Here is a 21,409-nt window from a genome sequence, read left to right on the forward strand (position 1 = left end):
AACGACTCTCACACCCCCGCAATGGTAGTAACGCCTCTTCAGCTCGTCAATCATTTGACACTCAGAATTCCTAAATTCGCTAAACATTCCCCAGTCAAACACCCGGGCACCCAAGCCGGCCCAGTGAATATGCCGCTAAGGGGTGAATCGGCACCGTAAATGACTTCCGCCAAAACTGAATTTCTCGCCTTCTTCATCAAAATTCGCGATCCTAGACAGCCTGCTCATTTCCGCTGATTTCACGGGCAAATTGTTTCAGCCGCGTGGCAAAGTGCTCGAAGCTTAAATGACTAGCTGCCCACGTCGCTGCCTCCTCCCCCAAATCCCGCAGCGATTCTCGTCCCGTCGCGGCGATTTCCGTAATTTTGGCGGCAGCGGCGGAAATATCATCCGAAGTCAACCAAGTGCAAAAAGGCTGTTCCACCAACTCCCCCCCCAAATCGTTCCCAGGAGAGAGAATCAAAGGTATTCCACTTGCCAAGCATTCAGCGGCAGTAAAGTTGAAATTCTCTCGATGCGAGAGCGAAATGTACAAGTCAGAAGCAGCCAGCACGTGGCGCCGTGCCTCCCCGTAAACCGGCCCCACCACGTGAACAAAGCCAGCAACCCCAAGCTCCTCCGCCAATGCGTTAATTTCGCTCATCGTATGCCCATACTCATTGCCGGCGATGAGTAGGTGCGCATCGGCGACTTTACTCTCCGCAAATGCTCGAACCGTCTCTAAGGGGCGCTTCATTGGATCTAAACGGCCAAAGTAAAGCAACACAAAAGCATCCGCCGGAAGCCCCAGCGAGCATCTCGCCTGTACACGCTCTTCCGCGCTGGCAACGCAAAAATCCTGATCATCCAATGACCAATTCAACACCAGATTCTTCTGCCCAGCCAACACGGGAGAAGCTTTTTCTTGCTCCCGCCGTGTCGCAAAGACAACCGCGGTTGCTTGTTCTAGAAACTTCTTTCCCCAAACCCGCATATAAAGCTCTTTTAACACCGCACCCTTTTTTAGCACCCAAGGATCCAGGCTGCCGTGCGGGACAAACCAATAGGGAACTTCGTACTTACCACACGTTTTCCGCACCCAATCGTTATGGGCCCGATAGAATGAGTGGCACGAAACGACGCTGGCAGCTTCAATTGCTGCCTCAGCTCGCTGTCGTTGCTCCCGGCTGGCAAACAGAATCTGACGATTCAATTTTCCAGCCATCGCCATCACGATCACCGGATTCTCTAACACCTGCTCGCCGCGGAAAGCGTCAGCTGGGTCCAACCACGAGACCGCCCTTGCTCCCAAAGCGCGCTGAAAAGCTGAAATTGATTTGCTGGGCCCCCCCGATGATTGGTAAAGTCCCAAAGAGACAATCGTCGGCTTCATGACGACACCAGCTGCCGAAAACACTGTAGCTGGCGTTCCGCCCAATGCTCTGCTGCGTAGGGAGCTGCCAGTTCCACCGACCGCTCTCCCCATGTCGGTAACTCATCATAACGTGCATGCATCTCAACGAGGGCGGAGGTAAGACTTGCCGCACATCCCGTCGAAACAACCAATCCATTGTAGTACTGCCGCACAATCTCCACCGCCGAACCACATGCGTTCGTGCAGATAATCGGTAACCCAGCCGCCGCCCCCTCTACTAACGCCAACGGCCAGGGGTCAAACCTGCTCGGCAAAACCAACGCGCCCGCATCAAACAACATATCTCTCAGCGCCGCCGGTTGCACGAATCCTTGGTCAACAACACCACTTTGGCCGGCCAACTGCGACTTCAGCGGCCCCATCCCGCAACATACCAATTCCCAAGGGTCCTCAACCTGCTCGCGATAAGCGGCATAGGCAGCAGCCAAGACATCAATGCCCTTGATGTCAACATAACGCCCCATAAATACGAAACGCCGAGGCCATGGACGCAATGCACGCTCGCCGGCAATTTTCGAAAAGCGGGAAAAGTCAACGCCGTACATACCCCGGCTAATCATCGTTTCATCAAAGCCAAGATGCCTGGCATGCTGCCAACTTCTTTCACCCGTTACCATTACGTGGTCTAGCCGGCCGAGATACCGGCGATAGCGCAAGCGATTGATCAACTGCAGCGGATTCCTCCACGGCGTATCAATACCCATCACGACTTTTGTATCCGCTGGCAGCCCCAGTACCAAGTCGCGATAGGCCTTCAACCACCATCCGGTCACCATTACTATTTGAGGGTTAAAAGCCGTTACGTGACCAGCAATCAACTCCGCATCCTTCGCTTGCGTCGGCGACAGCAGCGTGCAAGGAACTCCCTCCATGATTTGTTTACCAAAGCTGCTGTTCCCTTTCGATTCGTGGGCAAGTACCAACAAATCAACCTCGGGTAACGCCGCCAAACGTTTCCAACACGCAGCCATATAGCCTGAAATCGTTGACCAGCAACACACCACCTTCAAAGGAGCATGCTCCGCTCCATTTATCTTCATGTGGAGGCTCGCAGCGCATCCGCGAGTCGGTTAACACATCCCGACCACCGATAGTGGCTCGCCCGCTGCCAACCAACCTGCTGAAACCGCTTGCGATGAGAGATATCTTGCATGAACTGATCGATTTCTTCCATCACCTGACAGATATCTTCCGGCTCCACTAAGACTCCGCCGTCCCCGACGACCTCCGGTAACGAAGCTCGATTTGCCGCGATCACGGGACAACCTGCGGCCATTGCCTCGAGCGCCGGAATGCCAAAACCTTCGTAGGGACTCAAGAATAACAACGCAATCGCATCTTGCAGCAACTCTCTTACCTCATAATCGCCCAGCCAGCCATGCAGGCAAATGCTGGGAATGTCAGCGGCGATTTGCTCCCATTCCGGATCATTTTGCCCGACGACATCGAATCGAATCCTTCGATTTTCCCTCTCGAAACGAGTCGCTAATTCAACTAGCTGGCTGGCCCCCTTCTTGGTCCTTAACCCACCGATGATCACGACGTGTGGATTTAGATCAAGATCAGCCGATTGAAATTCGATAGGGTCAGAAAAGAAAACTTCATCAACCCCGTTTCCGACAACAACGATCTTTTCCGCCGGTGCGTCCGCCAGCTCAACTAAACGGGACTTGGAAAACTCTGAAACGGTTAGCAATAGATCTGATTCCGCAAATAATTTTTGCAGCCAAGCCCGCCATTTTCGGGCAAACTTTACATGGGCATCTGACTGAGACCAAGGCAGGTCCGTCTCCAACGCCTGCACATCATGAATGGTCACCGCGGTTTTGCACTTGGCACGCGGTAAACGCACCTCCGCCGGTGAATAAATCCAGTCGGTCGCCTCGAACAGCCAACTTGCGGGAGGCAAACCAAACGCCTTCCAGGAGCGTTCGAGCAGCTTTTGTGGGAATGGATGTGTATTCAGCTGGAAAGACTGAATCCAATCCGCATTGCCTGCTCTTACCATTTCTTGTTTGCTTGCCATGGCACTCACGGAGAACAGCGGGTGAGATGCCAAGCCCTCGATCATCATGCGCGCATGCCGCGCGACACCTCCGCCGCGGTTAGGTTGCAAGTACCCTACCACGCGGCATTTCTGTGCTTTCTTGCTGTCCATCAAGTCGTCCCCGATGGGGCCTTCCCGTGGTCCAAACCTAATCCCGCTCGCCAAGACGTCTTATCGCGGGGAAACAGCAAATTGGAAAGCATGGGACTGCGAGAAATAAACCACGTGATCAAACCACTGAGGGAAATATTCACAACGGCGATCACAATCCCCCAGCCGACATGCGATCGAGTAATCGCCGGCTTGTTGAAATCGCCACCAAAAACAAGCATGCCCAACCCGGCGTACAGAAACCCGTGAAACAGATAGATTCCCAACGAATGTCGCCCACAGAAAACAAGCGGCTTTATCCACCCGAGCGGCCGCGAAATTCCCAGCAGTCCAATCATCAACACCAACGGGAGTGCCAGGGCCAACAGAAACGTTTGCCAGTCTCGCGGGTCGTAGCTGCCGATTCCTGCTCCCGCAACCCGGCCGATTTCTGGCCGCATGGTGATCAACAGCATGCCCACCGCAGCGATTGTGGCGAACGTCCCCAACAGCAAGTTTGAATCGGAATAGTCTTTGCGGCGAATAAATTCCCACAACAACAACCCGGGAACAAGGAAAAACATCGCGTTCCAAATTCCCAGCGGACTGTAACGATACCACGCTAAAGGGATCATCCATCCACACGCGATGACGCTCAATGAGCCGGCAATCAATATCAGCTTCCAGGAGACGCTAATATCGGTCACTGCCCGCAGAGCGACGAGCGAGAACAGGGTCGGCAGAAACCAAAGCGCGCGGATCGATGCGACGCCGTCAATCACACCCTCGTTACCCGAGTACCACGCGAACGCCAAATTTGCCGCCGTTTCGCCAGGATCTGCCAACGAGGCAAAACGCTCGATAATCAACGTCAATGCAAACGACAGCAGCAAGAACAGCGTGTACGGCACAAGGTAACGGACTGCTCGGTCGCCTAGCGTTTTTCGCGACCATCGCCGGCTGGGGAACACAAACGGCAACAGCAGGAAACACTGCACGTTAAAGAAATAAAAAGCCTTCCGTAACGAGGGAAAGTAATTCGACAGCGTATCCGAGTGTCCTAGCACGATCACTAGAATCAGCAAGCCCTTGATGGCATCCACGCCGTCTCTAGACCAACGATCCTCGCGACTAAGCTCTCGCCCGCTTATTTCAGAACTCATTGAGTCGCCAGGCCGACGAAGTTAAGCCGCGAGTTGGGCTTCCAAAAAAGCAACGGACACACGCTCACTGGCGGGAATGTGCGGAAACTAACTTACGATATACATCAACATATTGATCCGCAGCCTTTTCCCAAGTGAAGGTCCGCGCGTGAGCTACTGCTGCAAGTTGCGCTGTTGAATCAGCGGGCGATGAAAGCACCCGTTCGATTGCAGTCTCCCAGCCCGCGTGGTCATTAGGATCCACCAAAATAGCATGCCCACCGGCAACTTCCGGCATCGACGAAGTATTCGAACATATCACCCGAGCTCCACACGCCATCGCCTCGAGAATCGGCAACCCAAACCCTTCGTAGTAAGACGGAAATACAAACGCCCGGCACGCATTACACAGCGCGGTGATGGTTTGATCGGAAACTCGTCCAAGGGTAATGATTGAATCACTCGCCACGGCCGGCAAGGCCATTAATTTCCCAGTCAAAGAATCTCCTTTGCCACCCGCAAGCACCAAGCGTGCTTCGGGACACTCAGAGACGATTTGCGGCCAAATATTAAGGATCAACTCCAGGTTTTTGTGCGGTGCCAATGAGCTGTATGAGAGAACAAAGGGGACATTCGATAACCCCAGTGGTGCAAGCTCACGCTCGATCATTTCGGGTTCAAGTTGCCGAAAACTCTGCGTATCAACCCCATTCAAAATGACATCAACTTGCGACGAAGATAAATCGGTCAAATCTAGAACGTCGTCGCGAGTCGCCTGTGATACGCAAACGACATGATCATCGGGCCCCAGATTCCCCAACATGCGACGGCATATTGCCGCTTCGTTGGAGTTGGCCAGATGGGGAGGCAATCGCAACGGCGTCAGATCATGGATGGTGATCACGCGTGGTATTTGCGAGCGGCGAACTTGTCTGTGGATTCTAGCAAAGGTGGAATGAACGCAATCGCTATTCCGCAACACTCCCGAAGGGAAGGGGCGGCGTGACACGTTTAGAAACTGACCAAACCGCGTTAGTGCAGAGGGAATCGCCCGATTTGAGTAAAGGTATCGGTCCAGTAGTTTGCCATAGGCACGCTCGGTAAAGCCGAGCCGTCCCGCGTAGACGCCATACCCGGATGAAGTATTCAAAAACCGTAAAACATCATAGCTGGCGTAAACTGAGCCCCAAGCGGAGCAGGCAAGACTTATGTCCTCCCGAGCGGCCAGAACACGAGCCAACTCCATTGCCACGCGAGCCAGTCCGGTGCGGCGAGACGCTCGTGAAGTGACGGGGGTAATATCAAGAATCAAACGCATTATGAACCGCAATCAAAGCCAGCAAGTACAAAGACGCCGTTCGCTCCGCCGAAAGTAAAGTCGCCTTTCGCTCCGCCGAAAGTAAAGTCACCTTTCGCTCCGCCGAAAGTAAAGTCCCCTTTCGCTCCGTCGAAAGTAAAGTCCCCTTTCGCTCCGTCGAAAGTAAAGTCGCCTTTCGCTCCGCCGAAAGTATCAACAATCCTAATTCCGTTGATCAGCAACCAGCCCTTCTCTTCCAATCGTTCCGAAACCCAAATTAGCTACACTTGCGCAGCCAATTAAACTTCCTCAATTATCAGACGGCAGCCTTAAATACCCAAAGCAAAAGAAAATCGCAACACCAGCGCAACGCAAACTAAGCAATCACATCACTGAACTCTAACCAAGCGACGCTCTCCTGCCACATCATACCCAACTTGCACGTAATTTTGGCTAACAGGCCGAGCTCCCAACACGATCCCGCACATCACCACCGCCCAACCAAATGCGCCATGGCCACCGAAGGAGAAAAACATCGTTTCCCCACAATTGACAACCAAATATGTGGCAAGCAAAGCAAAACCAACGTAATTTTGCTGTTGATAGAGAACTCGCAGAAAAGTTCCCACAAAGCAGAGGAAAAAGATAGCTCCAACAATGCCCGTTTCCTCAAGTACGGCAATTCCAATAAACCCTTTCTCAATTGGCGCTGAAAACATCGAAGCGTTCCTCGCAAATTGCGCACCACTTGCCGTTCCGAAACCAATTCCGGTAATAGGATTCTCCTTAAAGTTCCCCCAACCTGCCTCATATTTCTCAATCCGACTCTCGAGAATAGTCTCGACTCGTAAAGATCCAAAACCATCAACTTCTTTAGTCTTTGAGATGTACGACGCCAAACGCTGGGCGTACTTGCCTTCGTTCACGCTGTCCCAGGCGATCAGACAAATAGCACTGACACCGAGACCAATCAAAAGACGACTGATCATTTGCTTTTGACGTGGCGTGATTAGATATCGCTGCTGCCCAAGTAAAACGTACGTGCCGATCACCAAACTCATCCCAATCAATGCAGCACCAATGGAGGTACGCGACTTCGTCAGGTAAGCGAAAGCGAAAAACACAGGCAGGAGGGAAAATCCTAGTTTCGATAAATCACCATGTTCGGAAATTGCAAACGCAAACAGTGCCACAGCGATCATCGCACAAATCGGCCCGGTCGTATTGGAGTGATACAAAGGTCCGTTAAAAAATCCCCGCTGCAGACTAGCCAAGCCTTTCCCATTATATCCTTGCCCAATCAACCACGCAAAAATTCCAAACACAGCGATTGCTAGAAAAACCGAAATCACCCAATAGCGTGTCGCACGATCCATGAACGGACTCAGCAACGCCACCAAAACCACACAAGATGTCCCGACTGCGAACGTGAAAAGCTTTCCAGCTGAAACCTCTACAAAATATCCGCGGGCGAAAGCTAAAACCAAACAGACCAATACGTAGATAATCAACCACCCCAGAACTCCCAAGTAAGGAGAGCCAGCCATCATATAGGAACAACGTTGGTAGAGACAGATTAATATGATCCCGTAGACTAAAAAGCGACCTGCCGTGAAGACCGGCCCACCATTTACCGAATACAATTCGTTTAGAATGGGCGCGAGCGCGACAAGCACAAACGCCTTAAATTCGCCGTCCTTCGCCTGCAAGAGATATCCAACCGCCACCGCTAGAAAGGCAATATTCCCCCATTGCCCCAGTCGGTTAATCAGCAGAATCGCGCAAATCCAAATTGCATCCTGCAAAACTTTAGCGATCGTAGGACTTAAACGCGCGATACCGGTCCAAGGCCTGGCTTCCGTTGCGATTCGTCCGCTGTTATTCATAAATGGCTCAACGTCGCCTTTCGCTCCGCAAAAGTCCAAAGAATTGCTGTTTCCGCGCAGCGAAAGACGACCATCATTCTCCCTCGACTCCCACCGCGTTGGCGCCAACGAAAGCTCCCGCTACTCGCTTTATCCACAGCCACAGTTCGGCGTGCTCTAAACAACGACGCAGGACCCACACTAAAACGCATGGTTCAGCATCACTTCCTGGCATGCTCCACTTACCGTCCAGGACTTCTCTCATCAGGATCTCACAACGTATAACGTACAACACCACTTTAATTCTGTTCCCTCGCCATCGTACTTAGTCCGACAGTAAGGAAAAAACCGACTCAATTAGCACGTTCATCGGAAAGCGCAACTTCCGGTGATTGCTCATGAGGATGCTTAACTCCTCGCATTCTTCGCCAGGTCGACAAGGAGGCCCTATGGAATTTCTGCGGCCAGTCCGGATCCATGCAGGGCCGTTCGATCGCGATGAAAAAGATCAAAGAGCACAGCACCACAACTGGCAAACAAACCAAGCTCAACAAGAATATGTCGAATGAGTAACTGCCGGTAAGCCCGAGCCGCGCAAACAGCAAAGTCAAGATCAATGACAAGACGCGAGCGTGAATCAGATAAATCGAGTAACACATCCCACCGACAATGGGGACGAATCCCCAAGACAGTGCGTTACCAACAAGCGGCCCACGCAGGGCCGACACCACTACACCGCTTAACAACACCGGCGTGATACCTTTGGCGAGCTCCTTATTCCCCAATAAGTGCAAGCCGAAAAACAGCACCACGCATGCGATTCCAAGTAGATCAAAAAACCTTGAGCGAGGCTGCGATTGCCAACCTGTCAGCCAGAATTCACAGATGATCACACCCGCCAAAAAGTACTGAGCGAAATCAAGCACCGTCTTAGGCCAGCTGCTAGGAATCAGCAAACTGCCTGTGGAGAAGACGCAAAACGCGAACAAAAACACAAGATGTCGATGAATTGACCGCCAAGCGAGAGCTAAGAGTATAATGGGCACCAGAATGTAAAACTGGATCTCAATCTCCAAGCTCCAGGCGTTGTTATTAATCAAGCTGCCTTGGAAATAGACTAAGTTGTGAACATACAGCAAGCTAGCGACAAGGTGATTGAATAAGGACGCATAGTCCCCTTTTCCAACCCAGGGCATTACCGCGAAAAAGGCCAACATGCTGACTACGTAAGGAGGCTCCAGGCGAGTCAGCCGTCGCAGAGCGTACTTTTTTAAGCAAACCGGCTTGCCGCCTTGCAGATACTGCTTACAAAACGGCAGGGCGAGCACAAATCCGCTGATGATGAAAAATAACTCGACGCCATACCCACCCAGCGAGAAGACGCCGGCGAGCGCTCTATCAAGTCCATTCATACCAGCGTACGTGCGTCCTACGTTCACCCTCCATATTCCGGACAAATGAACCATTATGACAGAAAATATAGCGACAAAACGCAGGCCGTCTATTTCCGCCAGGTAAGCACCGGATGTGGTTTTACGCTTAAAGCGATCGAGACGCATTCATTTCCTTAGAGAAACCAATTTTGCTAGTTGCCCACTTGTCATATCGTGTTGACAATAAAGCAGGTAACGCAATCCTTTGCTCGGGAGTGAACATTACAACTTAAAACAAGTGCACGAGGGTGTTCGCACCGTGTCATGGACCCTCAATAACTATCAAACCGATCGAGTCAAAAATGCTGCGGACCTCTACGACGAATGAAACATCATCATTAAAATCGAATCCACCATTATAAATGGCAATTCCGTAACCACGCACAAGGCAAACTTGATCGCAGACGGTAACGAATGTCCAAAATTTTGCTAACAGATCGAATTAGTCCAAGGCTCGTAAAATCAGGTCCCAGATGCGTGCTTTCGGAAAACCAAAATCATTGATTTCGCCAGCGCGGCAATTCGCCCAACCCGCAAGACTTTTTCGCATGTCATTGACTGCTCTTGGAATAGCGACTTCAAGGTGGGAACCGACCAAAACTTTATGTGACCGTGATCCCACAACGCGGTAAAATGAGCGTCCATTCTTCCAGATACACTCAATGCAAGGTTCTTTAGATATCCGTGGTAGGGCGTCGAAACAACGGCAACACCACCGTCCTCAAGCAGATCGGAAACACATTTTGCACAGCAATTCCCGGTGAGGGCTGATTTTGCGGCATATTGGTATCGGGAATGGCAAGGCGGTCGTTTGGGATAAAGGAGTGTGCGGATTTTGCTCGCTTGGCAGCTCATTTGGCCAGGAATTACAGCCGATCTCGTCTTTTCTCCTGCATTTTTGTGACATCGCTGCATAGCTCTATCCTTGCGCAGGCTATTTTCGACTGCGATCAACGCGTTGGAGGGACTCAACCGCCTCAGCCGGCGGGCGGCGGTTTGCAAAGGCGGCCCGAAGCGATCGCTTGGTACAAGTCCGCAAAGCTATTGAATTCAAAATGGCGAAGGTGGCTGCGGATTGTTTCCCATAAACGAATCCGACGACCCGCACGCTCCATTGCGGCATTGAAAAGACCGCAACAAGCCTCCTGGATTTGATCCACTGTGAAGGCCAGGAACATCAGCAACGCAAGTACGGTTGTCAGATTCTGCTTTCCGTGCCCATAGTTATGTTCCAAGCGATAGCCTTGATTCTTGAGTGTATTGAACGTTTCATTCTCCACTCGCCAGCGACAACGGCCTGCTTTCTGATATTCATACAGGCTCTTGTCACTTAGATCGATGTCTGTCACCCAACTGAATCGCTTAGTGACTCCACCCTCGACAGAATCAAACTCATGATGCTGAAGAAAATTAACTCGCACATCGCGGTGCGTTTTATTGAGTGAGACGCCAGTAACATAACTCGTTTCGGTACTGAAGGTATTCTTAGCCGTAGCAACCTGATGCGTTTGAAGTCGGTAGTTGTCGGCATCCATCTGGGCGATGACTTGATCAAATAAATATTCATGATCGCCCGGTTTGGCACCGAGTAGGTAGTGCATCTTGTTTCGCTCTAAGTCGGCAATGTGCGGTGCATTGCTCGCCAAGCCATCTTCGATGACAAGCATGTTTAGCTTGGGGTGTTGTTTGCGTAACCGCTGCAATAAACGACCTGTCGCGTTGCGTTCGCAGTCATTTTTGGCTTTTCCGTCGCTGCGCATGATCGGCTCAACGGCCAGTGGGATAACCTGCTTTGTAATAGGATGTACCAAAACCGCTGCCACGACTTGATGGTAGTACTGCTCTTTGCCGCCGGTGCGACGAACCATGCAGTGATCACACTTGATATGGTCGGAACAGAAGTAGCCGGAACCATCAATGGCGACGAGATAGTACTGATCGTCAAAAAGCCATTGCTTGAGCTCTTTGCCTCGTTGCAGTTCCCAAAACAAGTCCGCGAACGCCTCATTGAGTGGTTCAATATCGATGCCGTCAAGGATCTCGCGCATCTGAGTATCACTGGGGACGGCATTAATTCCGAACGGTTTCTCGATGTGCAGCTCACGGTGATGATCCTCGAAGGAGAGCATCGAGGGTTCTTTGGTGGCAAACATTGCGAAGGCGCTCATGAGCGTGTCGCTCATGGGATAATCGCATGAGGCCTGCCTTCGTTGATCGGGAACGTCCTGGAACCTTCGCCGCAGCGTTTGGATCAATGCGTCGGCGGAAAGACCTCGTCGTGGTTTAGGTAGATCTGCTTGGTTTCTCATCCGTGACCTCATGTTTGGGCAACTTAATACTTATTGTCGCTCATTGACCCGACGCCGAAACCCCCTCCGCAGGGCCAAGCCGCTCGTCGCGACATGCTAGCAAATCAAAGTCGCTCAAACACGAGAAAAACGGGGCCTCAGATGCTCACCGTGAATCGCTGCATTTTGCATACTTTCGAGGATAGTAAACATGCTCCACCACCTCAAGTGAAACAACGAACGGAAATAACCCATATGTCCCGGCAAGATCATCATAAGCATTACCGAGTTTTAGCTTGGGAGCTCGCTTTCCCTATTGACTAAGTGCGTCACACTGTTGTGACGCAATCCGAATCCCATTCAAAGATGGGTCCACGCCCGTGACCATCCTACCTTCTTCGGTTAAGCGAAATGCCAAAGCACCATTTCCGCACCCAAGATCAAAAATACGAGATGGGTCATACTTGCGAACTGTGCGAAATACCGATGGCCAGAGATACGCATTACTGTGAGAGGGAAGGTTATCTCCGTAAATGTAACCTAAGTCTAAATCATCCATTAGAGAAATCCCAAGATCGGCGGAATCTAGCCGATAAAACGTTAGATGGACACCAAATTAATGGCCACGCCATAAGATAGAAAACCCCATGTATACCGATGAAGTTTTAGAGCCAACCAAATTTAGTTCATCAGGGAAGAAGTGTGATAAGAAAGCGGCGATCATTCGAGTTCTTTTTTAATGCTACTGCACTTTAAGCAAACGTCTCAACGCTGACATCGGCTTATGCGACCAAGGCCAGAAGTTGCTCGAATCGTTGTCGGATTTATTGTTTTTTGGTGACGCTTTGCAGATCGGCTCAAAATGATTCACGCAGCATTTCGCGGGCAATGTTACGCCTACGGTCGGCGTGAGAAGGTCGGCGGTCAGGATTGTCCCATGGTCGGTCGCTGCGGTCGACATACGCTTCAGCAGGAGCGTCCCAAGACTCCAGTTCCACCATCGTATATAGCCAGCCGCACAGATGCTAACAACCGATAATCGAATACAAATTGCGGACTTGCTGCTGGCCCGCACCCCAGATCTCTTTAACATCATGAAAGAGTTCTTCGATGCTCCCCCGATCCGAAACGATCTTCAAGATCGCTTCGGCGGTCATCTCTAAGTCGCTGCTGGCATAAGCTGCCCAATTACCTCGTCCGCTCTCCAGAAGCACCACGCGGATCGCGCCACCAAAGACTTCACTGGTCGCGACGAACGTTTAGTAGCGTCCCTCCTTCATCACGCCTCGCCAAGCGTACATGATCGCCTTCCGACCATCTCGCCGACCGGCGCGTTCCTTCAAGCTGATGCGGTGCTTGGCATATTTGCGAGGCCGTCCAGACTGCCCCGATTCACGCGACAGAACCTCGAACAGTTTTTCATTACTGCGAAGCCGGGTTACCTCAATAGTGCCTTGAGCAATAAGCGGGCGGACCAGATCTTCAAGGATGCGATGACGACAGCAGCAGCGATCGACCGCTTGGTGCATCACAGCATCATCATCGAGTTGAACGTTCCGAGCTATCGGGTGGAGAAGGCCAAGCAAGCAGCGACCACCGGCAAATCCACTACCGACGAGACACTCGACAAAACCACTTAGCAGGGAATTCTAATTGTCGCTAAAGGGGAGAACTAATTGTCGCCGAACAGCGATGACGCCGAAGACGGGATGCGAAAGCGAACTTCGCTGAATCGTTACGCGCTGAAGTGCACCGCAGTGGCCGTCTAAACCGCGACTTACCCTAAATCTAAGGAACACGCGGCCGTGTTCCCAAAAATTGGAGTCTAATTGAAATTACCCGCAAGATGCTACAGTAATCATGTTTAGCCGATCTGCAAGCCGACTCCAAACGACGAGAAAACCGAAAAAAATTTGCGCAACTCCTCGCCTTGGCGGCATGAGTAAATCTCAGCGCTGAGGCGTTCGCCTCAAGTGCAGCTCTAAACCCCTATCCCTAAAACTGGATCCATCTTCAATCTACAAGAGCTTTAATCTCCGATAACAACAAGTCTCGTGCAAAAAATCGGCAACAACACTTCGCAAACCGCTTATGAAGAATTCTTTTCAACCCGAATTATTCAAGAGCCTCAGAAAGCTAGCTATATTTCATCCGGAGATTTTCCGGGAAAACACACATTTACGGGCAGCTTTGTGCTTCACTCAATCAGGTGAAGCAAGGCTCGGAGCATCTGCGTGGAAAACTGCGTTAAATTCGGAGCAACAAAATGCTAGCAATTAAAGTTCTTGAATAATTCCGGTTCAATTAAGGTTGCGAATTACCGCTCGAAACAAATGTGCCCTCCATCGAGATCTTGCAAACGAAATAGGACGGTAGAAAAGTGCTTGAGATGTCGCAAAACACTTTCTGTATGCCCAATAGCGACTCGACCATTTTCTCTTTTTATGTCCAATTGTAATTATCTCGTCTAATTCACATTGCCAAGTTTTTATGCACGTTACCTCTGGCAAAAGAGCGCTCAATTCGTCTAGCATCGATCGCCATCTTTTAGCGAGGTAAAACTTCACAAACTCACTAACTTTTTCTTCTGTTCTCGTAACATTAATCCTTTCTTTAAAGGAGGGCTGTTTGATGGTAGAATCAATCTTTAAAAAACTACTAATCTTGTTGCCCCACTCCTGAGGATCTCGGGACAATTCGTCAAAGCTCAAAACTAAGACGTTATGACGTCCAAAAAAAGTTGTCCAATTTCGGTAAGTATTAGTGTAATTAGACATCCTTTCACCAATACCGAATTCCAACGATTTCAAAATTCCAAAGTCGGTGCGTGAAATAACCTTAGTTCCTGCGAGATGCTGATACGACCATGATCGTGTAACCGCGGAAATTGATCTCTCCACTGGATTTCGAATGCTAAATATGATCTTCAATTCTGGGATTAACGCTGCGATATTCGCTATTTCCCAAGGGTACATTGCTGAATATGCAGGCGACTTCTCACCTATAACTTTTACGTTCGCAGCAGGCTTGTAAAGCTCGAAGAGCTTTTCAAAGTCCGCCTCGCAACGAACGTTGAAAAAGGAATTGACTTCACTGAGAAAAAAAACTTCTGGATGCGACTGAAGCAAATTTACCAGATACGTCGAAGCGCATCGCTGCCCTCCAATTGACAATACGTTTGGAAGTGATACCACATTCTGCATTTATATTCTTCTCAAAAACTAAACTAAGTTGACGCATCTGTAACACTAAAATCGCAACCTCGAATGGCCTAGGAGGCGCTACTTAGGGCGTCAGGGAAATGGAGTGGAGCCAAAACAGGAAACTCGCTTTGAATGACCAGACTATTCACATGAGTGGTGAACGGTGAAATGCTGTCCAGTAAGTGCAGTTCAACAACGGAGGTTTTTTCGTGAATGTAAAAAGGTTGCCGGAATCGTGTTATCATTGCGAGGAATAGCGGGATCAACGGGGGCGGTAATTACTAGGCGATGCCACATTGGAATGCCGGAGAACCATAAGAATACGTTTGAGCATCGTCAAGAAACGCTCTGCTAAGATTGGTCCAAAGACGAACACAATTAACCTGTAAACGAGACTACCGACTACAACACGACCGTTAGACATTGCAGAAGCCTGGATGAAAAATGGTAAAACATCTTCCCTGTGCGCACCTTTTCGCAACCCTAATCTCGCAGTCCCCCAGAGTAACTCCGCAAACGCGTCACATACATCAGGCGGAAGTTCATCTCCGAAGCGAGCTTTCGCTAGTGATATCTGCCGACAAAAAGCCTTATAGCGACCAGCTAATATGTCAGTGTCGCCGTCTCGGCTGCTTATCCTTGGTCCAGGATGCTGCCTATAATAGTACGTTGTTCCTTCAAAATGCTTAAAATCCACGCCGGAAAGCCATAAACGCGTGTGTAAATCCTGCTCTTGGCCTCGAGGGACTTGCGTGTCAAATCCGCCGATTGCTCTAACTCTCTCAGTCCAGTGCAATGGAGAAGCTGTTAGTGTTATCCCGCTGAGACACTGTTTCCGAGTTAAATTACCACTCGAGGTGGACATTTGCGGTTGCGCCACAGCTCTGCCGGTTTCATCTACTGTAACTACATCGCCAAACACGGATACAGAGCGTCCCGGAATTGAACGTATCTGGTCATACTGCCGGCTAAGCACGTTCGTTGCGAGATAGTCATCGGCATCTAAAAACTTGACCAACGTATAACTCGCCAAGCTCAAGCCCAGATTCCTCGCAACACAAGCACCGCGATTACTCTGCGCAACAAGCTTGCATTGCTCCTTAAAGGGCTCTAGTAAACTTATACTCTCGTCAGTTGATCCGTCATCTACGATAATAAGCTCGACAAAGAAACCGTTCTTCTCCTGACTAATTACGCTTTGTACACACTCAACGATAAATCGACTAGCGTTGTAGCAAGGTACGACAACAGTTATGCCGCCATCTAGCAATGGCGCCCCGCCTTTACACATATTCAGAATGAAACCGGTTTGCAATGCTATAATAGATGTCGCCAATAAAACTCGTTATTATCAGCGCGGAGAGCAGAGGCATCGATGGATCGATTGACTTGTAGCAAGATGTTAAAAGAAAGTAATCAGAAAGTATTTAAAACAACTGTAGAGGGGATTCCCCATATTGAACGGCATCTCCTCTGCTTGACCAAGCCACTAATTTCGGTTACTAATGATACCGCAAGTATTTCATCTAATTTAAACTATTCCGCGATCTCTACTGGAATCGCCTTTGCCTGCACAAATAGCGATATAAGCAGGCAAACGATAAGAACGAGTTAAGGACATCTTTACAAGCGAATAAACATATTGTTTCGAAGTGAAACCAGTGGGTAACATTCAATGAAAAATAAGATCATTTCGAAACAATGATTGCTATGCTTCAGCAATAAGTTGCGTCTTCTTTCTATTTAATGACGCTGCTCGCATCATTCTCTGCAAAGGCCTCTCGAAAAAGTACGTTACCATCGTCGCCACCAAAAGAACAGAGAACAACGAAGCAAGGAAGGCAATTAAGCTTGATGGCACGGCACCCTGGACGTAATAATAGACACTTCTCCCCAAGTTCATATGCAGCAAATACAATGGGTAGCTGATTGTCCCCAAGAACACTAGCAGCCTTGTCGATAGAATACCGTAAATTATCTTATTGCTAGTTAAAAGAAAAACCGCTACGACTATCGAAATGAAAATCTCATCCAAGAGACTCACGTAATACGTCGCCAGAATCCCTAGTAAGATCGACCAAACGTATTTTGTTCCTTTCCTTTCAGCCAACAAATACAGCGCAATGCCGATCAAAAATAACCTTGCGTACTCTAATACGAAAAAAGTGCGAGCGCGGACAGCCATGCTTCCCAAGACGCTTGAATAAGAACTGACGAAATTTACCGTCTGGGTGGCCTCGATGACCAAGCCTAATACTGTCATAGACACAAAAACTGGAATAACAAAGCCCCTACCTTGCTTGTAATAAACCATTCCAATTATTAGATGAAAATAAAATTCGATTTCCAATGTCCAGTAAGAACCCTCTTAAGGACCTGCGATACCAAGCAGTTGCCGGGGCAACATTGTCGCATTCGCTAGGATGCTAACCAACGACACATCTCGATTGCCCCAGGGATAGACAGTCATGACGATCCCAACAGATATAGCGAGGCACAACCAAAAGGTCGGGTAAAGTCTCATGCACCTAGCTCTTGCAAACTCGAAGGCCGATGGCTTTCCTTCAAGCGATTGGTAAATTACATAGCCGCTTAAGACAAAAAAAGCCTCTACTCCATAGTGTCCGTACTGGAATTCAAATGGCAATTCTACAGAATCTCCATATAATCGACGCGTTCCGTCGTTTGTTAAGCAACGCACGGTGAATAACTGTCACGTTTTGGGATTTGCGACATAGTTCCACTTTGGCAGGAGATCATCGTAGACGATTTTTAGGTTGTCTTTCATATCTTGGGTGGCATTCCTTCCGGTTTCAAAGATGCGTTTGATGACAGCGACGGTCGTTCGCAGTCCAGTTCTCGTCTTCGCCCCGCGCATCAGCGACACTGCCGTGTCGAGACAATCAAACAGCATTCCACTGCACGCCCGTCCGATGTGCGGAAAGAAGCGGCGTTGGATCGGGTTGTACTTCGAACAGTACGGTGGATAGTGAGCAATGCGAATCGGCAAACCGATCGAATCACTCAGTCGCTCCAGGTCGTATTTGAAGATGTACTTGCTCGCTGAATTGCTGCCGCCCCCGTCACAAGTCAGCAGAATCGACGTGGCGTCGGGATAACGTCGGTGGCCGATCTTGTTCCAAAAACGCCTGAACGACTCACAGGCAAATTCGCTGGTGTCGCGGTACAGTCCCAGGTTGATATGCCCCCAATTGGCCTTCGGGTCAAAGATCCCGTGTGGAATCAGAACGCCATCGGCCTAAGAAGGAAAGTCATGATCAAACGCTTCGAACGAACGGTTGCCGCGAACTCGCCCCTTACGATACAGAAGCCCCAAATGCTCCTTCGCTTTGGTGTCGATCGAGAACCAGGGCTCGCCGGCTGTTTCGTATTGCGAGACCAGTTCGGCGATGCGTTCAAACTGGCAGTCTCGGTCGGGATGTTCGCCGCCAGGGATGTCTTTGCGAATTTGCCGTCGACGGATTCCCGCGTTGTCGAGCCACTGAGCGATCGCGTCTTTGCCCACGGGGGTTCCCATCTTCGCCAGACGCTCCGACAGATCCTGCGGCGACAAGTCGGTGTAAATGATGTCCTCTTCGTCGGGGTCTCCGGCGGTGGGGAACTCGATGCACGCGATCAGGTTGGCTTCTTCCGGCGTTTCGGAATCGATCTTTTTTTTCGACTGGCACCAGGCCGACGTAGGCGTCCAGCCGCCGGGTCCTCCTTCAAGTGATCAAGTTCCGCGATACCCCGTTTAATCGTTCGAGTCGAAATCCTAAGCACACCGGCGATGTAAGTGATCCCGCCATGCCCACGCTGTGTCGCTTCGATGGCAGCAAACCGCCTACCATCCTTCTCCGATAAAGTTCCAGCAAAATCACGCAAACGTTGCTCGGTCTGTGAATCGGCTCCGCGTAAACTGATGGCCATCCGTGGCTCCGCTCTGTGGGGATCGAATTGAACTCACAGCAGTCTATCCGATACGCCCCGTATCTCCGACACTAATTGATCGTGCGTTGCTAAGTGAAACGCAAGCACTGACAATGCTGCGATTCCTCGGATTCCGTCAAGAGCTAAATTGCGCAATTTTGGACTTCACTATAGTTTCCAGCTAGGCATCGGCCTTGCCGCCAGCTGAGCTGGCTTCATGCAATTCGAATTGAGAATCCAACTGTAATCCTGGTTGGGCACATCAGACAACGACTTTCCATAAGGACAACAATGAACCTACGCGGCAGACGAATGTTCAGCATGAAAAACAATCAGGTCGATTCTCGGAACCGCTGGTCGTTAATTATGAAGTTTCGCAGACTCAATGCAATGAAAAACAGATTCCCACATTTCGGAAACCTTTGATTTTAGTTCACCAGTCGCCGCGACAAGCGTAGCACTTATCGCATCTCGCTGTTCTTTATTATCCAGGGCTTTTATCTTTGCCTCTAAAATATCCAGCCGAGACAAATCAGTTAGCAAGAGTTCTTTGCAACCAAAATCCGAAAAAAGCTCCGGGTACTTATGTGACCACCCAACACCAATGCATGGTACGCCCTGAGACAAGGCACTCACTAGCGCGTGAAATCGAGACGCCAACACCAAATCGGCGTTAGAAAGGATACCCTTTAACACCCTGGGGTCAGGGTGAGTATAACAAGGAATCCGAATATTCCGCTCGCGCAGGAGATTCAAGACACGCTGATCCTCGTTAGCATCATGCAATAGAAAGATCGGCTTAAGATCATTTCGCTCTAGACACGCAATTGAATGCTCGAGAAAGCAAAGATAGTCTTCTGAGTAATCAGTCTTATCCATCATCCTGACGTTAGGAACGATGCACGAATATTTCGAGGGTAGCCCTAAACCAGTCGACTCGAGCGGCTCGACAGAAAGGGTGAAGTCTGGAGTCTGGACTACTTTATCTATCGTTCCAACAACCTCACATAATGAACTATATGACGAAGAGTCCCTGGGGTAAATGAGACTCGCTCGTTCAATCAGTTTTCTTGTTGATATTGCTACCGAAGGATTCCTGAAAGGACCAAAGGCCTGTGGCATCAGAATTAGCGGTTTTCCTCTCCTGGAAAACTCCATCTTCCGCAATAATGTCTGCGCCCTTCCCGCCCCCCATTGATCCGAAAACGCAAAACCAGACGCGTCAATTACTAAATCAATTTCCTTAGGGTGCAGAATACCGCCATGCGAAAGTACAGAACCGCGCCCGCAGGATAGAGCGTGTATTTTTGCCTCAACACTCGTAAACAATCTATCTATACTATTTGGAAATCTAGAGGAAATCTGAAGGTATTTTCTTTGATACCTATTACGACTCTCCAGTGTAGTCCAGAACCTATGTGCCGCACGCAATTCATATGGACCAAACTCCACCGGCACAACAATGCGAACACCTGGGAACCGCGCTCTGAGTTTGTCTGAAATCGCTATTGCCATTAACTCGGCGCCGCGGTTGTGTGTCCCCGTCCCGTGAATCTCAACTGTCAGTGGTTTATTCAAAATTATACCTTCGCAATACATCTAATGCTTTCTTTGCTGAATTAGCCACCATTCCATTCGGATCAGGGTAGCCTACAGCAATGCACATTACCGGCCGCTCATCAGCGTCTAACTGCAAAGCGTCGGCCATCTCGATGTCTTTACTCGCAATCTCAGGCCAATTTATACAACAGGATGACAAGCCCTGACATTCCAGAGCAAATATGAATGACATCGCCGCCAATGATCCATCGATGTATATCAAATGCCGATCACGCTCATCGAAGTAATTACGTTGCTGTCCGACAATTACGATCATACACGGAATATTATCTGCATATCCACCTGTTCCTATTGGAATTCGGGCAACTTTTCGTACGAGGTCTGGATCATCAATCACCCTAAATTCATAAGGTTGCCGGTTACACGCACTGGGGGCGTATCCGCCTAGCACAATGGCTCTATCAATTAAACGGCGAGGAACAGGTATTTGAAGAAACCAGCGGACCGAGCGGCGATATTTAGCTAAAGTTAAAAGAACATCGAAGTCAATCTTTGGTATATCTTGTTCTTTTCTTAGGTATGGAATAAGCGCTACCATACCCTCGGTGCTGATATGGAGTCTATGGGAATTAAATCTTCTTTCGTACTCATCAAGGGACGGGTCTCCCGCACAGACTTCAAAATACGAGTTCAAAACATCATTTGCCCATCTCAATTCGGTTGGCTCTAAAGTCTCCGCGCAAGCCGCAGCGCAAAACCCATCTACAGTCTCGCCAATATAATCTTTCGCAAACGGGACTCGTCGTGGCCTCATTAGCAAACCTTTCTCTATCCGATGAACATTCCTCCTGAGCAATGCCATGCTCCGGACAGGTGAACGTAAGTTCTGTTCATACCTTAATCGCCCTGCCAAGAAACCCCGCTGCTCAAAACTAAAACCGTCGTTTAAAGTTGCATAGTAAAAGCAAGATAGCAATCGTGACTTCGCTGACATTCGAATGACACATTGATCGACATGCGAAAAACATCGCCGAAACGCGTTTCCAATAACATGCCTTAGCGACAAAAAAACTTTTTTAAAAGATCGCATTATTTTAACGTTTTTAATATTTCAAACAACGCTTGATTTTCAACCAAACC

The 21,409-nt window shown here is 49.6% G+C and carries 20 protein-coding genes and 1 pseudogene; 1 reads left to right on the forward strand and 20 read right to left on the reverse strand.

Annotated elements, in window-relative coordinates:
• Positions 1–211: 211 nt before the first annotated feature.
• From SH139x_RS07665 to SH139x_RS07720, 12 genes are all read right to left on the reverse strand, one after another.
• Positions 212–1,372, reverse strand: coding sequence for a glycosyltransferase (locus SH139x_RS07665; protein ID WP_488354687.1), 1,161 nt, complete (start codon positions 1,370–1,372; stop codon positions 212–214).
• Positions 1,369–2,454 (reverse strand): glycosyltransferase family 4 protein, encoded by a 1,086-nt coding sequence (locus SH139x_RS07670; RefSeq protein ID WP_488354688.1) that lies wholly within the window; start codon positions 2,452–2,454, stop codon positions 1,369–1,371. Before SH139x_RS07670 ends, SH139x_RS07665 begins: the two co-directional genes overlap by 4 nt.
• Positions 2,451–3,572 (reverse strand): glycosyltransferase family 4 protein, encoded by a 1,122-nt coding sequence (locus SH139x_RS07675; RefSeq protein WP_488354689.1) that lies wholly within the window; start codon positions 3,570–3,572, stop codon positions 2,451–2,453. The genes SH139x_RS07670 and SH139x_RS07675 overlap by 4 nt, the downstream gene beginning before the upstream one ends.
• Positions 3,572–4,714, reverse strand: coding sequence for an acyltransferase family protein (locus SH139x_RS07680; protein ID WP_488354690.1), 1,143 nt, complete (start codon positions 4,712–4,714; stop codon positions 3,572–3,574). Before SH139x_RS07680 ends, SH139x_RS07675 begins: the two co-directional genes overlap by 1 nt.
• Positions 4,715–4,778: 64 nt before the next feature.
• The gene (locus SH139x_RS07685; RefSeq protein ID WP_488354691.1) at positions 4,779–6,011 is read right to left on the reverse strand and encodes a glycosyltransferase family 4 protein; all 1,233 of its coding nucleotides are present in this window, start codon (positions 6,009–6,011) and stop codon (positions 4,779–4,781) included.
• Entirely contained in the window at positions 6,011–6,250 is a 240-nt protein-coding gene (locus SH139x_RS07690) for a hypothetical protein (RefSeq protein WP_488354692.1), read from the reverse strand. Before SH139x_RS07690 ends, SH139x_RS07685 begins: the two co-directional genes overlap by 1 nt.
• 129 nt (positions 6,251–6,379) lie before the next feature.
• Positions 6,380–7,876 (reverse strand): O-antigen ligase family protein, encoded by a 1,497-nt coding sequence (locus SH139x_RS07695; RefSeq protein WP_488354693.1) that lies wholly within the window; start codon positions 7,874–7,876, stop codon positions 6,380–6,382.
• A gap of 332 nt (positions 7,877–8,208) precedes the next feature.
• Positions 8,209–9,414 (reverse strand): acyltransferase family protein, encoded by a 1,206-nt coding sequence (locus SH139x_RS07700; protein ID WP_488354694.1) that lies wholly within the window; start codon positions 9,412–9,414, stop codon positions 8,209–8,211.
• Between the two features lie 851 nt (positions 9,415–10,265).
• Positions 10,266–11,597 (reverse strand): transposase, encoded by a 1,332-nt coding sequence (locus tag SH139x_RS07705; protein ID WP_488354695.1) that lies wholly within the window; start codon positions 11,595–11,597, stop codon positions 10,266–10,268.
• Between the two features lie 292 nt (positions 11,598–11,889).
• The gene (locus tag SH139x_RS07710; RefSeq protein WP_488354696.1) at positions 11,890–12,135 is read right to left on the reverse strand and encodes a class I SAM-dependent methyltransferase; all 246 of its coding nucleotides are present in this window, start codon (positions 12,133–12,135) and stop codon (positions 11,890–11,892) included.
• A 466-nt stretch (positions 12,136–12,601) separates the two neighbouring features.
• The gene (locus SH139x_RS07715) at positions 12,602–12,793 is read right to left on the reverse strand and encodes a hypothetical protein (RefSeq protein ID WP_488354697.1); all 192 of its coding nucleotides are present in this window, start codon (positions 12,791–12,793) and stop codon (positions 12,602–12,604) included.
• A gap of 42 nt (positions 12,794–12,835) precedes the next feature.
• Positions 12,836–13,108: a hypothetical protein gene (locus SH139x_RS07720; RefSeq protein WP_488356172.1), complete on the reverse strand. Its 273-nt coding sequence runs from the start codon at positions 13,106–13,108 to the stop codon at positions 12,836–12,838.
• Between SH139x_RS07720 and SH139x_RS07725 the strand changes: the two genes are divergently transcribed.
• A complete protein-coding gene (locus SH139x_RS07725; RefSeq protein WP_488354698.1) occupies positions 13,070–13,216 on the forward strand; it encodes a hypothetical protein in 147 nt (48 codons plus the stop codon). The genes SH139x_RS07720 and SH139x_RS07725 overlap by 39 nt on opposite strands.
• Before the next feature lie 660 nt (positions 13,217–13,876).
• Here the strand turns inward: SH139x_RS07725 and SH139x_RS07730 are convergent.
• From SH139x_RS07730 to SH139x_RS07765, 8 genes and pseudogenes are all read right to left on the reverse strand, one after another.
• Positions 13,877–14,779 (reverse strand): sulfotransferase family protein, encoded by a 903-nt coding sequence (locus SH139x_RS07730; RefSeq protein ID WP_488354699.1) that lies wholly within the window; start codon positions 14,777–14,779, stop codon positions 13,877–13,879.
• Between the two features lie 262 nt (positions 14,780–15,041).
• Positions 15,042–16,070 (reverse strand): glycosyltransferase family 2 protein, encoded by a 1,029-nt coding sequence (locus SH139x_RS07735; RefSeq protein WP_488355982.1) that lies wholly within the window; start codon positions 16,068–16,070, stop codon positions 15,042–15,044.
• Between the two features lie 417 nt (positions 16,071–16,487).
• Entirely contained in the window at positions 16,488–17,093 is a 606-nt protein-coding gene (locus tag SH139x_RS07740) for an acyltransferase family protein (RefSeq protein ID WP_488354700.1), read from the reverse strand.
• Between the two features lie 54 nt (positions 17,094–17,147).
• Positions 17,148–17,480 carry an acyltransferase family protein gene (locus SH139x_RS07745; RefSeq protein ID WP_488354701.1) on the reverse strand — a complete coding sequence of 111 codons (333 nt, stop codon included), beginning with the start codon at positions 17,478–17,480 and terminating at the stop codon, positions 17,148–17,150.
• Positions 17,481–17,492: 12 nt separating this feature from the next.
• Positions 17,493–18,449, reverse strand: a pseudogene (locus tag SH139x_RS07750) (ISAzo13 family transposase).
• Positions 18,416–18,709: a hypothetical protein gene (locus SH139x_RS07755; RefSeq protein WP_488354702.1), complete on the reverse strand. Its 294-nt coding sequence runs from the start codon at positions 18,707–18,709 to the stop codon at positions 18,416–18,418. The pseudogene SH139x_RS07750 and the gene SH139x_RS07755 overlap by 34 nt, the downstream one beginning before the upstream one ends.
• A 360-nt stretch (positions 18,710–19,069) precedes the next feature.
• Positions 19,070–20,287 (reverse strand): polysaccharide pyruvyl transferase family protein, encoded by a 1,218-nt coding sequence (locus SH139x_RS07760; protein WP_488354703.1) that lies wholly within the window; start codon positions 20,285–20,287, stop codon positions 19,070–19,072.
• The gene (locus tag SH139x_RS07765) at positions 20,280–21,083 is read right to left on the reverse strand and encodes a nitroreductase family protein (protein ID WP_488354704.1); all 804 of its coding nucleotides are present in this window, start codon (positions 21,081–21,083) and stop codon (positions 20,280–20,282) included. Before SH139x_RS07765 ends, SH139x_RS07760 begins: the two co-directional genes overlap by 8 nt.
• Positions 21,084–21,409: the final 326 nt, after the last annotated feature.

It is taken from the genome of Kothea flammea (assembly GCF_052161645.1).
In the GTDB taxonomy this organism is placed as follows: domain Bacteria; phylum Planctomycetota; class Planctomycetia; order Pirellulales; family Pirellulaceae; genus Laterigemmans.